Here is a 14,705-nt window from a genome sequence, read left to right as displayed (position 1 = left end):
GTAGGATAGCCTGCAATCAACTGCAAGATGATTTGTTCCAGAATAGATTCATTTTCATGAACATGATACAGTCGGTCATCTTGAATCTGGATGTTTTTACATAAGATTTGGCTAAACTCAAATTTGTTCATGAATTCTTTTGCTAATATTAAGCCGGAATCTGAGGACAAATTTCCACCAGAGTGAGATACTGTAACATTTGAATTGAAAAGTAGACGATTTTCGTGTAAAGTTGCCATTGAGAGAACCCCTTTCTTTGGTTAGGTTTAGTCACTTTAACCATAGCAGATTGGGGTTCTTTTTGTACACCCAAAGGGTGCGAATAAACGGAACAAAATAGACTGTTATAACAAGGTTTTTGAAGCGTTTTTGAAAAACTATGAATTATTCAGGTTTCTGTAAAATTATTTAAAAGGACATTAATTTTTGTCAGTTATTCAAAAATTAATACATGAAATTGCTTAGAATCATGTATTGCAAAATAAGAGATTAATTTGACAAACCGTCATAAAAATAAAAACCAGTCAAAACTAATAATAATATAGGTATTCCATAAGCTAAAACTCCTATTAATCGATCTACTAAAAATAAATAAAAAAATTCTTTTCAATTTTTATTTATGGTATGACATAAATAAAGTGAAGTTATTCGTCTAGGTTAATCTTATTAATACTCTTTCTCACTAGTGTTGCATGCAACACTAGTGAGAAAGAGTATTAAATATACTGCAAGGCAAGACATTTGGTAATTGAAGAATAACAAGCAAAAAAATAGCAGTCAGGTCTCTTGACAAAGTATAGTTGCTATTCTTTTTTTAGGCCCTACTTTAATGAAATTTTTGTTTGGAGGGAACGACTTCATTACTTTGATTATTTCAGTTGAATTTAATAGAGAAGCCTGGCGTCTATTAAGAAATACTTTTCTTGATGAGCGTCAATTTTTTTAACGGAAATCTATCCTATACTAAATTCAGTAAAGGAAAAGGAGGAATCAAAGGAAGCTATTTTAAACAAACCAAAATTATAGGAGGAATAGATCATGACTGAAAATAAAGCTTCTCAAGAAAGAACACCCCAAGAAAGATTTCAAGAAGAACAAGAACACAAGGAACATGTCCATCATACAAAAATTAATGCAGCGGCCATTTCGGATCATCTTTTAGGGAACATGCATACTTTACATGTGAAATTGCACCAATATCACTGGTATGTAAATGGCGCTAATTTCTTCACCCTGCATGAAAAATTTGAAGAATTGTATAATCAAAACGAAGAATGGTTCGACAAACTAGCAGAACGCTTGATTATTTCCGGTCATAAACCGGCTTCAACCACCGCTGAATTTGAAAAATATTCCATGCTTTCAGAAGATGCCATCAATAAATACGCTAAAGCAGAAGACATGGTTGAAAATATTATCGAAGATTTCAGAAGTACCCGTGAATTAACGATTCGTGCTATTCGTTTAGTACAAGATGAGGGTGACGATGCTTTAGAAGATACACTGATTGCTTTTAAAAATGACTTAGATAAAAACATTTGGATGCTGCAAGCGTTCATTGGCAAAGAGGCATTGGAAGACGACGATGCGTTTGATGAGGATGAAGATTAGTTTTTTCGTAAACATACATTTAAAAATTAAAGATTTTGGGGTTGGGACTCTTTCCAGCTCCTATTTTTTTGCCGTTAAAAAGACTTTTCTTGATGAGCGTCAATTTTTTTGAGGTAGGGGGCCTTTATACTAAATATAGGAAAGTTAAAAAAAGGACAATAAACTGATAAAGGGGAAGAACGAATTGACTCAATACACCCAACCACATGCAGCAGGAAACCACTCAGCTTGTATCCGCTTAGTCCCGATATTCAATCATTTGGAGGAAAGCTCCATGGATCGCATCGCTGGAAAAGCTCACACGAATCACTATCAAAAAGGGGAGTTTCTGTTTCGCTCGCAAGAAAAAGATGATGCCTTGTATATTGTGAATCGCGGAAAAGTCCGCATCTATCGCTTGTCTGATTCTGGCAAAGAGCAACTAGTTCGTATTTTGAATCCGGGTGACTTTACGGGAGAATGGACGTTGTTCAATCCTGATGCTGTGCACGAGGAATACGCAGAAGCTACTCGAGATACGTCTGTCTGCATGATTCAACAACATGATGTACAAGAGTTTCTAAAAGAGTATCCTGCAATTTCGTTAAAGCTGCTAGGAGAGATGTCGCAGCGGTTAGAAAGCTCCGAACGTCAAACCGCACAAGTAGCCGTGGAGAGTGTCATTACCCGTTTAGTTTTGTTTTTGGCAGAAAATGTGGAACCTGAAATGGGCAACTCTCCCACCATCACCCTGCCGATGGCAAAAAAGGACATTGCTTCCTATTTAGGAACGACACCTGAGACCATCAGTCGCAAATTTGGAGAATTGGAGGACGAGGGATTGATTCAACAGCTGTCTGGGAAAAGGATCAAGATTCAGGATTTAGATGATTTATTGCTTTACAGCGAATAATCGGACACACTTTTTTCTACACGTTGGTGTTCTGTCGCTCTTCATTAACAACGGGACAGAACTCAGTGCTTTTGCTTCCATCTGTCCGTTTTTGGCTTTTTTAAGACAGAACGACCTTCATTCATTGGAAAAATAAAAGCACAAACATGATAACCTTCAAGTTTTTTTGTTTTATTTTTCTTTAAGATAGGGTTGTCGAACAAAACGTAAAAATAAGTAGGGGTGAATGTGCATTATTTTTGGGTGATAGTTGCCATCACGTTGTCAGCAGCGGGTGCATTCTTTGTCGTCCCTTTCACCAAGAACACGATTGGCGGCGAAGCAAAAACGTCTAACGTTGTTGAGGCAGATAGGTTAGCTATGGAAAAAGAAGAGGAAGTTGTAAAAGGAGCCGGCGTAATCGGACACGGAAAAGTGGCGTATTACGAAGCGAGTGACCAGGGAGATAAAAGTGTATTCACTGTTTGGTTTCCATGGAGCTTAGCCAGAATCTTGTTCAGCATCACCATGACTAGAATGACGCAAAAAATTGAAGAAATGGAGCAAATAGAATGGAATTCGTATTAGGCGTTTTGAATCCCCATGCGGTGGAGATTGGTTCTGTTGTGATTCATTGGTATGGAGTCATTATTGCAGCGGGCATATTAGCGGCTCTCCAGTTGAGCACCAAGGAAGCAAAGAAAAAAGGACTGGAAGAGGATACCATTATCGATATGGCCTTATGGGCAATTCCGATTGGACTCCTCGGCGCTCGGCTTTATTATGTGTTATTTGAACTTGGTTATTATCTGCAAAATCCAGGACAAATCCTTGCGATTTGGAATGGCGGCATTGCGATTTATGGGGGATTGATTGCAGGAGGGGGTACGCTATATTGGTATGCAAAGAAAAAAGGTACTTCTTTGGCACTCGTTCTTGATATTTTAGCGCCCAATGTATTGTTAGCCCAGTCCATTGGTCGTTGGGGCAATTTTATGAATCAGGAAGCTCATGGTGGACCGGTTACTCGTCAATTCTTGGAAAATCTTTATTTACCTGAATTTATCATTGAACAAATGAATATCAATGGTACCTACTACCATCCGACTTTTTTATACGAGTCATTGTGGAGTTTGTTGGGCTTTGTCCTCATCGTCACTATACGGAACCGAAAACAGCTTTTGCGTCAAGGAGAAGTTGCTTTGAGTTACGTTTTGTGGTACTCAGTGGGTCGGTTCTTCATTGAAGGTATGCGAACGGACAGTTTATGGATTGGCGAGTGGATACGCGTTTCGCAAGCCTTGTCTCTGGCCCTGTTTATTGGCGCGATTGTAGTATGGTTTATACGCAGACAAGACTATCCACCAATTTCTTATTATTCTGATGGCAATAAGGGGCAGAAAAAGACTATTAAGATGGTGAATTGAGCAAAAAGATAAAAAGAAGTGCAAAACTTGATATGCGTCAATTTTCGTTTGCTAAAAGTGAGCTATACTACAGTTGTAAAGAGGAAAAGGCAGTGTTCATTAATCTGCTGCCGATAAAATAAAAACACATAAAGGAGATAGGAATTATGGAAAAAGCTATATTGCAATTAGAAACGTTGTCTTGTCCAAGTTGTATGCAAAAAATTGAAGGTGCCTTGAAATCAGTTAACGGTATTGATAAAGACAGCATTAAAGTATTATTCAACTCCAGCAAAGTCAAAACCAATTTTGATTCAGCTGTCACTTCGATTGAAGAGATTCAAAAAGCTATCGAAAACGTAGGCTATCCGGTCCTTAAAGCAAAAGTCAAGGCCGCTTAACAGATTAAATGAACTAGGCAATTCTGGAAGAAAAGCTATTTTTCCGGGATTGCTTTTTTGTTGCAATCCAATTCGAGGTGCTTAGAAACGATAAAAGAGAACTTTCTAAACTTGATAGCCGTAAATTTTTATTCGATAAAAAGAGGGTATCGTTATAACTGTAAAGAGGAATAAGTGTCATTGAGGCTGTTAGATCAAAAAAATAGTGAAAAGGGACACGTATTTTTTCAAAACTTGATGTCAGTCAATTAATTACTTAGGCAATTATCTTATACTGTGTTTATCAATAAAAGAGAAATTAAATATGGAGGGAAAAAGCATGCAACAATATATATTAAGCAAGAAAAATGTTATCACCGTCATCAGTGGATTGTTAATCGCACTCGGTTTCTTCAGTCACTTTGTTTTAGAAAACGTAGGACTTTCAGAGTGGTCTTTGATCATCGCCTCTGTCTTTGGGATTACGCCAATTGCCATTCAAGCGTTTCAAGCAATGAAAGTCAAAGTCATCAGTATTGATGTCTTAGTCAGTATTGCAGCGATTGGTGCGCTTTTTATTCAAAATTATGAAGAATCGGCTATTGTCACGTTCTTATTCTTATTCGGACACTACTTGGAACAACGAACATTGAACCAAACGCGATCTGCTATCAAAGAATTGACTGAAATGGCACCCGAAAGCGCCTTGAAACAAATGGATAATGGCGAATTTGAAGAAGTAGAAGTGGATGATGTAGATGAAGGGGATATCTTGCTCGTTAAAACGGGTGCGAAAGTTCCAGTGGATGGCACAGTCCTTACGGGTGAAGGGCATATCAATGAAGCTAGCATTACAGGGGAAGCTGTTCCGGTCAACAAGCTAGCTGATGCAGAAGTTTTTGCAGGAACTATTTTAGAAAACGGAACGATTCAAATCAGAGCTGACCGAGTTGGTGAGGACACCACATTTGGAAAAATTATTGAACTCGTGGAAGAAGCACAAGATTCTAAATCCGAAGCGGAACGGTTCATTGATCGCTTTTCTAAATACTACACACCAGCTGTCTTGGTTCTGGCAATTGTTGTATGGGCGTTCAGTCAAAATATTGAGTTAGCAATCACCATCTTGGTTCTAGGTTGCCCAGGCGCATTAGTTATCGGAGTGCCTGTCTCAAACGTTGCCGGTATTGGGAATGGTGCTCGTAACGGTGTTCTTTTAAAAGGGAGTGAAGTCATTCAAGACTTCAGCAATGTGGATACAATTGTATTTGATAAGACAGGTACTTTAACTGTCGGAAACCCAACCGTTGCAGCGACTGAACTGTATGAAAAAGATTCTGCTGAAACGCTTGGCTATCTGGCCAGTGTGGAACGGGAATCAGATCATCCATTAGCAAAAGCGGTCTTAAATCAAATTGGAGAAACAAACTTTTATCCTGTTGAAGGAACTGAAGTCGTGAAAGGCGGCGGAATCGTTTCAAGTGTAGCTGGACATAGAGTGGCTGTTGGGAATGTGGCCTTGATGGAAAAAGAAAATGTCACTCTCAGCAAAAAAGTGCAAAAAGATGTCAAACGGTTTGAACAACAAGGGAACTCTCTCGTTTTGACAGCGGTCGACGGTGAATTAAAAGTACTGATGGGCATTCGCGATCAAGTCCGTCCGGGTGTGAAAGCTAATTTGCAGGAATTAAAAGACTTGGGCGTGAAAAATCTAGTCGTTCTTTCAGGAGATAACCAAGGAACCGTTGATGTGGTCGCCGGCGAACTTGGTTTGACCGAAGCTCACGGCCACATGTTGCCGGAAGACAAATCGGCTTATATCGGAAAACTTCAACAACGTGGTCAAATTGTAGCCTTTGTTGGAGATGGCGTTAACGATAGTCCGTCCTTAGCTTTAGCAGACATTGGCATCGCAATGGGAAGCGGAACGGACGTAGCGATTGAAACATCCGATGTCGTTTTAATGAACTCGAACTTCAGCAACTTGCCTCACGCATTAGGATTAGTAAAAGCCACCGCAAATAATATGAAACAAAATATCGCGATTTCAATTGGAGTAGTGTTGGTCTTGTTGACCAGCGTCTTCTTCAGCGAATGGATGAATATGTCTATCGGAATGTTGGTTCATGAAGGTAGTATCTTGGTGGTAATTTTCAATGCCATGAGATTAATGAAGTATAAGTTGAAAGGTCGAAAAGAACAAAAAGAAGTATCAGCACCTGCAGAGAAAGTAAAAATATCTTAAGAATAAATTAGAAGAGGCTGAGACAATAGTCCATCCTTGAAATGACAAAAGCGGAAACTCAGATTTTTAAATCTGGGATTTTCCGCTTTTTTGAGTTCTTGAAAAAAAATAAAAGTATAGAGTATGCTCTTTATAAAATTAATTTTCGTGTAAATGATTAAAAAATCTAATAATAAAATTTAAATTCCTATTAAGTTGTAACACATGAAATTACATAGAATCATGTATTCAGAACCTTGATATTTTGAGGTTATTTTTTTGCTAATCAGAGGTACTCTTAGAGATGGCGGCAGGAATTTAAGCTAGTACAATTACTCAAAATTATTTTTTATTGACTATAGATAGATAAAGTTCTATATTGCATATAGACGATTGTCTATGTATTAGTGTCAAAATAAATTCTCTACAAAGGAGCAAAAAAATTATGACAGAATTAGCATTATTTGAACCAGCAATGTGCTGTAGCACAGGTGTATGTGGACCAGCTGTAAATGAAGACTTATTACAAATTACTTCAGTTATGAACGCTTTAGATACATTAGAGGGATTTCAAGCTAAAAGATACAATTTATCTAGTGATCCTCAAACATTTGTAGAAAACGAACAAATGAGTAAATTATTGCAAGAAAAGGGCGCTGATGCGTTGCCAGCAACACTATTAAATGGTGAGATAGTTAAATTTGGAGGATACCCTTCAATCGAAGAAATAACTGCTTTTACAGGAGTTAGATTTGTCCCAGTGGAATCAAATGACGGTGGCTGCTGTGGATCAAACTCAGGATGTTGTTAGGAGGATTTTAAAAAATGAAAAATTATCAACCAGAACAATTAAACCTTACAAAATATCTTTTCTTTACTGGTAAAGGCGGAGTAGGAAAAACATCTACAGCTTGTGCTACCGCAGTTTCTTTAGCGGATAGTGGAAAGAACGTTATGTTAGTGAGTACGGATCCCGCGAGTAATTTACAAGATGTTTTTGAGAAAGAATTAACGAACAACGGCTTAGAAATTCCAGAAGTTAAGGGATTAACAGTAGCGAACTTTGATCCAATTACTGCTGCACGTGACTATATGGAAAGTGTTGTTGGTCCGTATAGAGGAGTTTTACCTGAATCAGCTGTAGCCAACATGGAAGAACAATTATTAGGTTCTTGTACCGTTGAAATTGCGTCATTTAATGAATTTGCTGGATTTTTAACGAATCCAGAAGTTGAAGCTCAATATGATCACATTATTTTTGATACTGCCCCTACGGGGCATACATTAAGAATGTTGCAACTGCCTTCTGCTTGGAGTAACTTTTTGGATGAAAACACTACTGGTGTTTCATGTATGGGTCAGCTCTCTGGACTTGGAGATAAGCAAGAAATGTATAAACACGCAGTAAACACATTATCAGAAGGTACAAAAACAACCTTAATGTTAGTGACACGTCCACAAAACGGACCACTGGTAGAAGCGAATAGAGCTTCTGAAGAATTAAAAGAAATCGGTGTGTTAAATCAACAATTAATTATCAATGGTTTATTAGAAAGACCGACAGATAACATTTCTCAAAAGATTTATGATGAACAACAATTAACGTTAAAAAATATGCCTGAAAATTTGAAACAATTTCCAACATTTATTGTTCCATTACGCTCATATAACGTAACAGGCGTTGAAAACTTGCGGTTACTCTTAACATCAGATCAAACAAATGCCGTTGTAGAAGCTCCAGAAGTAATGGATTACCCTAAGTTACAACACATTGTAGATGAATTAGATCGCACAAATAAAAAAGTTGTTTTCACTATGGGTAAAGGTGGCGTTGGTAAAACTACGATTGCTGCTACACTAGCAACAGGATTGGCAGCTAAAGGGAAAAAAGTTCATTTAGCAACAACAGACCCTGCCGCTCATTTGGAATTTGTAATCACTGAATCGGAAAACATTAAAATGAGTCATATTGACGAAAAAAAAGAATTACAGGACTATAAAGAAGAAGTTTTATCTAAAGCTCGTAAGACCATGTCTTCTGAGGAATTGGACTATGTTGAAGAAGATTTACGCTCGCCTTGTACTCAAGAAATTGCCGTTTTCAGACGATTTGCAGAGATTGTTGCTACAGTTGATTGTGATGTAGTCGTCATTGATACAGCCCCAACTGGACATACTTTATTATTGTTAGATTCCTCTCAAAGTTATTCTAAAGAAGTGGAACGAACTTCTGGTGAAGTTCCTGAGTCCGTTCGTAGACTGTTGCCAGTCTTACAAGACCCTGAACAAACAGAAGTGGTCATGGTTACTTTACCTGAAAATACGCCAGTCTATGAATCTATGCGCCTACAAGAAGATTTAGATCGTGCCAAAATCGCTCATACTTGGTGGGTCATAAACAATAGTATGCTAACAAGTGGTACAACGAATGACGTATTAAGAGCTCGTACTCAAAGCGAGGTTACTTGGATCAATAAAGTAGCAGAACTATCCAATGATCATTTTGCGGTAGTCGAGTGGCATTCTACTGAAGTGAAAGGGAAATCCATATCGCAATTTTAGAATCAATTAGTTGAAGGGAAGAGAATAAAAGTGGATAAAATAACTCTTTATGAACCTCCAATGTGCTGTAGCACAGGCGTTTGTGGACCTTCTGTAGATGGAAATCTGATCCGTATAACAAGTCTCTTTCAACAAATACGGAAGATAAAAGGGAAACAATTCATTCGATATAATTTAAGTGCCAATCCGGACTCATTCGTTCGAAATCAAACGGTAACGCAGTTAATCCAAGAAAAAGGGATTGACTGTTTGCCTATAACGGTATTGAATGATGAAACAGTTGTTAAAATTAACGACTATCCAACTAATAAAGAACTATCTAAGTGGCTGAATCTATGCTTAGAAGAAGCAGAAGTCTCACTGTAATTAAGTAGAAAGGAGAATAAAAATGACTTACGAAGAATATGCGAAGGTTGCCAAAGCGCTTTCGGAGCCAAAACGCGTAAAAATACTAGATATGTTGTCGTGCGGAGAAATGTGTGCGTGTGATATTTTAGAACATTTTGATTTTACTCAACCTACTTTGTCTCACCATATTAAGATATTAGTAGAAGCTGGCTTAGTTACAGCCGAAAAAAGAGGGACTTGGCAACATTACTCAATTAACGAGCAAGTAGCCCAGCAATACATTCAAGGATCCATTCATTTATTAACACATTCATCTGAATGCATTTGTGAGACTGAAGGCATTCAAAAAGAAGCAAAAAGTTTATCTTCTTTTGTTTCTCGTTAAAAAATTAAATACGATTATTATTGGAGGAAAATCATGAAAGAATCAGCTTTAAAAGAAAAAGTATCGAATAAAGAAAATGGAATTGGACTTTGGGAACGTTATTTAAGTTTATGGGTTGCTTTATCAATGATTGTAGGTGTATTACTAGGGCAATTTGTTCCTGTAATTCCTGATTTTTTAAGTCAATTTGAGTATTATAATGTATCAATTCCAACAGCTATTTTAATTTGGTTAATGATTTTCCCAATGATGTTAAAAATTGATTTTAGCAGTATTGTAAATGCAACAAAAAAACCCAAAGGATTAATCTTAACTACCGTAGTAAACTGGTTAATTAAACCATTTACCATGTATGGAATTTCTGCCTTTTTCTTTTTGGTAGTATTTAGACCGTTTTTAAGTCCAGAACTAGCCAATGAATACATAGCTGGTGCGATTCTTTTAGGGGCAGCTCCTTGTACGGCTATGGTATTTGTATGGAGTGAACTAACAAAAGGTGATCCAGCATACACCTTATTGCAAGTGTCTATCAATGATATTATTGTTCTCTTTTTATATGCTCCAATTGTGGCACTTTTATTGGGTATAGGTAACGTATCTGTCCCTATCAATACACTTTTACTCTCCATTTTTGTCTTTATTGTTATTCCTTTAGTTTTAGGAATTGTTGTCAGAAAAAAAGTCGTTAAGCAAAAAGGTGACGATTATTTTGAAAAAGATTTTGTGAATAAATTTGATGGCACAACTCGAATTGGTTTACTACTAACTTTAGTTATTATCTTTTCATTCCAAGGTGAACGAATTCTAAGTAATCCATTCCATATTTTATTAATTGCTATTCCACTAATTGTTCAAAATATTGTCATATTCATTCTTGGTTATGGTGGAGCTAAAGCGTGTAAACTACCATTCTCAATAGCAGCACCCGCAGCCATGGTCGGAACAAGTAACTTTTTTGAACTTGCTGTAGCTGTCTCAATTGCATTGTTTGGATTAAATTCTGGGGCAACTTTAGCAACCGTTGTGGGAGTATTAGTAGAGGTTCCTGTTATGCTTTTATTAGTCAAGTTTTCAAATAAAACAAAACATTGGTTCGACGGATATGAATATTAAGCATTGTTTAAATTAAATGAAAAGAGGCGAAAAAAATGAAAATCGTTGTTATTGGATCTGTCGCTGCTGGTACATCTGTAGCAGCTAAAGCTAGAAGAAACACAGAGGAAGCTGAAATTGTCGTGTACGATCAAGGAAAAGATATTTCTTATTCTGTTTGCGGTATTCCTTATCACATTGGTGGGGAAGTGGAAGAATTAAGTGCCTTAACTCCTAGAAATGCAGCATGGTTTAAAAAGAGATACAATGTCTCTGTTTTCACCGAGCATAAAGTGACACACGTTGATCAGGCCAATAAACAGTTAGAAGTGACGGATCTTGTTTCTGGAGAAAAGAAACTAGAAAATTACGATGTATTGGTTTTTGCTACAGGGGCTTCTCCATTCACTCCACCTCCATTTAATCAAAAAGAGTATGATAATGTGTTCCAAGTTCGCAATATTCAAGACGCACGAGATATTGGAGCCTATTCAGCTAAACAACCTAAAAAAGCATTGATTATTGGTGCTGGATTTATTGGTTTAGAAATGACAGAACAATTAATCCATAAAGGATTAGAAGTAACAATCGTTCAATTAGAAGATCAAGTCATGCCTCCTATGGACGCAGATATGACTTTCCGTGTAGAAGAGCATATGCGTGCAAAAGGCGTTAATTTAATCCTTAGCGACACGGTAAAAACGATTGAAGGAGAAACGTCAGTAGAGAGAGTTATCACGACAAACGGCGTTACAATTGAACCAGATATCGTTATCTTAGCAGCAGGTGTACGTCCAAATACAGAATTAGCTAAAGAAATGGGCGTAGAACTGGGAGCTTCAAGAGCAATTGCGGTCAACAACAAAATGCAAACCAATCTTCCAGATGTTTATGCCGTTGGGGATGTGGCAGAAAGTTTCTCCGTTATTACAGGAAAACCCATCTATCGTCCATTAGGATCAACAGCTAATAAAATGGGACGGATTGCTGGAGACGTGATTACTGGTGGAGATTTAGAGCACAGAGGTGTCTTAGGAACAGGGATTTTCAGAATCTTTGACCTACATGTTGGTCAAACAGGATTAACTGAAAAAGAAGCAAAAAAAGAAGGTTATGATGTTGAAATTTTATATAATATTAAGCCAGACCATGCTGAATATTTAGGTGGGAAAGAATTAACGATCAAAGCATTAGCGGATAAAGAAACTGGTCGCATTTTAGGCGCACAAGCTATTGGTCAAGGTGGCGTAGATAAACGAATCGATGTAATCGCAACAGCAATCACCTTTAAAGCAAAAGCAGAAGATTTATTCCATTTAGATTTAGCCTATGCACCACCATTTGCGACAACAAAAGACCCTGTCCTTTACACCGGTATGGCGTTAGATAATGCGTTGAAACGTAACCCCTTGTTGACACCAGCTGAATTAATACGTCGCCAAAATAGTGGTGAAACATTACAAATTATCGATACACGTTCTAAAAAAGATTTTGATAAATCACATGTCAAAGGAGCCATTCATGTTCCTTTAGGAGAACTAAGATCAAGCAATGCAGAATTGGATAAAGATGTAGTAACAGTCACTTATTGTAATAAAGGTGTAACTGGAAATGCATCTCAAAATTTATTATTAAATTATGGATTTAAAAAAGTTTATAATTTATCTGGTGGGAATAAAAATTATCAAAGTTATCTCAAAATGTTAGCTCAAAAATAAAAAGATACATGAAATTGTATAAAATCATGTATCGAGAATCCTATCTCCATAGGGTTCTTTTTTATACGGGCCTTAAATACATGATTTCATATTATAATGACTGAAATCATGTATCATTTTTTGAGAGGAGTCATTTTCAATGACTTATAATGTCCAACCATTAAGAACGCAGCAAGAACTCAACGACTTTTTATTCTGTTTGAGACGCAAAAAAAAACGCCGAACGCGACGTTTTTTTTGTTTTTGATCGGCATTAACAAGGAACAAATGACGTCGGTCGTACACCCACTCATTCAGTAGAAAACAAAAAAATGAGTTAAAACAATTTGGAGTGGAAAATACAAACGAAAAAGCGAATCAGAAAGATGTTTCCAACTCGTTCTTCAAAGCAAAAAAGACTGCGAAGATTTCTCCTTATGTATTGTTATGTTTGAATACTTTAATACCTTTTATTGAAGAACCAGAAAATGAAGAAAAGTCGACTACTAATGATATGGTTCCTATGTTAGTTGAAAACTATACCAGCATTCGCTTAACAAATCGTCAACGAGAAGGGTATAACCCAATGTACGAGCATCTTTTTGATCATGCTAAAAAATAAATTAAATAAACAAAGCTTCACATAAAACTGATAACATACTTACGCAAAATTTCTAAAAACAGACCCATATAACTTTAGACTAATCATTTTTTATAGATTGAATAAAAGTAGTCCCAAACTCAAGATTGCTAAAAAAGCATAAGAAGTTTGGGACTATCAGTGTTTTATTAAGTAAACTCTATAAGTTAAAATGCTGATTCAACAGAATAAATATTATTGTTTGCCAGCTGATGATATCTTCCAGTTTCTAATTCTAAATACTACTCCATGTGTAACTTCTGATCCGATAATACCGCTTAAAGTAGAAACCATAGTAGCCGCTACTGTCCAACCAACACCCGGAACCAAAACAGCAATTGCTGCAGTAAGTCCAGCTGATAAAACAGTTCCTGCTGCGTAATAAGTTTTTATAAATCCTTTACTTAAATAAATATCCCATGAACCTTTACCTTTAGAAACTATTTTTGTTACTCCAGCCGCTCTTGCAAACATACCTGAGGAGGGGTCAGGCTCAATATCATATCCCATATAATTGAAAAGCTCTTTCATTTGGGCATCTGTTATAATTACTTCAGTATCATATACATTTATTCCGATTTCTTCAGCATAGTTTCTTATTTCAGAAACAGATTTATCAGGCATTTGGTATTCTATATTTGTTTCTGCCCCTTCAGACTGTGCCTGAACCGTCGTTGCTGTAAACAGAGCTGGCATTGTAAGTAAAGTAGTTGCTAACCCCGTGATTATAGTTTTTTTTTATGTTCAATTATTTCTCCTCCTAATTTTACTTATCTTTCCTTTTTAAAATAAAACTTATTATCAATAAGAAACACATTAAAGATAAACCAAATTCCATAAAAATACACTTCCTCTCTTACAAAAATAATATTATTTATATGTTAATAATACTAGTTTTATAACAGTAGATAATACTTATTCGTGTAATTTCTATTATATTTACATCTTTAACAGTGGTTCTTTTTATATTCTTTCACAATACTATCCTCCTTAAGTTACTAACTTGATTATCTATTAATACTTTTTAAAATACGCCGATTGTAAAATTAAGCTAGACAAATAAAAAAGCCATTCGTGGTACACTCAAAATGTATTTCCGACCAAAGAAAACATAGGAGTGATCACGAATGACCTACACCCATCTTACCACGGATGAATTAGTGATGATAGAGTCTTATTATCACCAAAATATTAAAGTCGCTAAAATTGCTGAGTTCCTGAAACGATCTCGAACGCCCATTTATAATGTCATTCATTTCTTGAAAGAAGGCCATACGGCCCTCGATTACTACCAACAATATAAAGAAAATAAGAAACGGTGTGGCAGACAGAGAATCATCTTACCAAAAGAACAACAGACCTATATCAAGGAAAAAGTAAATCAAGGCTGGACTCCTGATGTGATTATTGGACGAAAAGAAATGATCATCAGCTGTTCTATGCGAACTCTTTACCGGCAGTTTAAAGAAAAAGTCTTCGATGAAGTTAC

General features: G+C 36.6%; 16 protein-coding genes and 1 pseudogene. 15 read left to right on the top strand and 2 right to left on the bottom strand.

Features of this window, described 5'->3' with window-relative positions:
- Nucleotides 1-239, bottom strand: a 239-nt coding sequence (locus BM137_RS10990; RefSeq protein WP_177192569.1) for a transposase, incomplete at its 3' end; no start/stop codon positions are given.
- Between the two features lie 799 nt (nucleotides 240-1,038).
- Here BM137_RS10990 and BM137_RS10985 point away from each other — a divergent pair.
- From BM137_RS10985 to BM137_RS10920, 14 genes and pseudogenes are all read left to right on the top strand, one after another.
- On the top strand, nucleotides 1,039-1,611 hold the full coding sequence (locus BM137_RS10985) for a Dps family protein (protein WP_034537929.1): 573 nt from the start codon (nucleotides 1,039-1,041) through the stop codon (nucleotides 1,609-1,611).
- A gap of 184 nt (nucleotides 1,612-1,795) precedes the next feature.
- The gene (locus BM137_RS10980) at nucleotides 1,796-2,503 is read left to right on the top strand and encodes a Crp/Fnr family transcriptional regulator (protein ID WP_092481214.1); all 708 of its coding nucleotides are present in this window, start codon (nucleotides 1,796-1,798) and stop codon (nucleotides 2,501-2,503) included.
- A gap of 228 nt (nucleotides 2,504-2,731) precedes the next feature.
- Nucleotides 2,732-3,070, top strand: a complete 339-nt coding sequence (locus BM137_RS10975) for a hypothetical protein (protein WP_092481213.1) — start codon at nucleotides 2,732-2,734, stop codon at nucleotides 3,068-3,070.
- Nucleotides 3,055-3,909, top strand: a complete 855-nt coding sequence (gene lgt / locus BM137_RS10970; protein WP_003109035.1) for a prolipoprotein diacylglyceryl transferase — start codon at nucleotides 3,055-3,057, stop codon at nucleotides 3,907-3,909. Before BM137_RS10975 ends, lgt begins: the two co-directional genes overlap by 16 nt.
- 146 nt (nucleotides 3,910-4,055) lie before the next feature.
- Nucleotides 4,056-4,289, top strand: coding sequence for a heavy-metal-associated domain-containing protein (locus tag BM137_RS10965; protein ID WP_003125439.1), 234 nt, complete (start codon nucleotides 4,056-4,058; stop codon nucleotides 4,287-4,289).
- 319 nt (nucleotides 4,290-4,608) lie between these two features.
- Nucleotides 4,609-6,513 (top strand): heavy metal translocating P-type ATPase, encoded by a 1,905-nt coding sequence (locus tag BM137_RS10955; protein WP_092481211.1) that lies wholly within the window; start codon nucleotides 4,609-4,611, stop codon nucleotides 6,511-6,513.
- A gap of 424 nt (nucleotides 6,514-6,937) precedes the next feature.
- Nucleotides 6,938-7,303: an arsenite efflux transporter metallochaperone ArsD gene (gene arsD / locus BM137_RS10950; RefSeq protein ID WP_035020757.1), complete on the top strand. Its 366-nt coding sequence runs from the start codon at nucleotides 6,938-6,940 to the stop codon at nucleotides 7,301-7,303.
- A gap of 14 nt (nucleotides 7,304-7,317) precedes the next feature.
- Complete coding sequence (gene arsA / locus BM137_RS10945) at nucleotides 7,318-9,054, top strand: arsenical pump-driving ATPase (RefSeq protein ID WP_092481210.1); 1,737 nt, start codon at nucleotides 7,318-7,320, stop codon at nucleotides 9,052-9,054.
- A gap of 30 nt (nucleotides 9,055-9,084) precedes the next feature.
- A complete protein-coding gene (gene arsD, locus BM137_RS10940; RefSeq protein ID WP_035020754.1) occupies nucleotides 9,085-9,420 on the top strand; it encodes an arsenite efflux transporter metallochaperone ArsD in 336 nt (111 codons plus the stop codon).
- A gap of 22 nt (nucleotides 9,421-9,442) precedes the next feature.
- On the top strand, nucleotides 9,443-9,787 hold the full coding sequence (locus BM137_RS10935; RefSeq protein WP_089977188.1) for an ArsR/SmtB family transcription factor: 345 nt from the start codon (nucleotides 9,443-9,445) through the stop codon (nucleotides 9,785-9,787).
- A gap of 33 nt (nucleotides 9,788-9,820) precedes the next feature.
- Nucleotides 9,821-10,900 carry an ACR3 family arsenite efflux transporter gene (arsB, locus tag BM137_RS10930; protein ID WP_092481209.1) on the top strand — a complete coding sequence of 360 codons (1,080 nt, stop codon included), beginning with the start codon at nucleotides 9,821-9,823 and terminating at the stop codon, nucleotides 10,898-10,900.
- Nucleotides 10,901-10,935: 35 nt separating this feature from the next.
- Nucleotides 10,936-12,597: an FAD-dependent oxidoreductase gene (locus BM137_RS10925; protein WP_092481208.1), complete on the top strand. Its 1,662-nt coding sequence runs from the start codon at nucleotides 10,936-10,938 to the stop codon at nucleotides 12,595-12,597.
- 139 nt (nucleotides 12,598-12,736) lie between these two features.
- A pseudogene (locus tag BM137_RS11480) lies at nucleotides 12,737-12,855 on the top strand (tyrosine-type recombinase/integrase); the annotation flags it as partial.
- Nucleotides 12,856-12,928: 73 nt separating this feature from the next.
- Nucleotides 12,929-13,198 (top strand): hypothetical protein, encoded by a 270-nt coding sequence (locus BM137_RS10920; protein WP_092481207.1) that lies wholly within the window; start codon nucleotides 12,929-12,931, stop codon nucleotides 13,196-13,198.
- A gap of 213 nt (nucleotides 13,199-13,411) precedes the next feature.
- Here BM137_RS10920 and BM137_RS10915 read toward each other — a convergent pair whose 3' ends face one another.
- Nucleotides 13,412-13,840: a hypothetical protein gene (locus BM137_RS10915; RefSeq protein WP_143084261.1), complete on the bottom strand. Its 429-nt coding sequence runs from the start codon at nucleotides 13,838-13,840 to the stop codon at nucleotides 13,412-13,414.
- A gap of 503 nt (nucleotides 13,841-14,343) precedes the next feature.
- On the opposite strand from BM137_RS10915, the gene BM137_RS10910 reads away from it, so the two are divergent.
- On the top strand, nucleotides 14,344-14,705 hold a 362-nt coding region (locus BM137_RS10910; RefSeq protein ID WP_425248188.1), incomplete at its 3' end, for a transposase.

This window comes from Desemzia incerta (genome assembly GCF_900115825.1).
In the GTDB taxonomy this organism is placed as follows: Bacteria; Bacillota; Bacilli; order Lactobacillales; family Carnobacteriaceae; genus Desemzia; species Desemzia incerta.
This window is presented reverse-complemented; position numbering and strand designations above follow the sequence as displayed.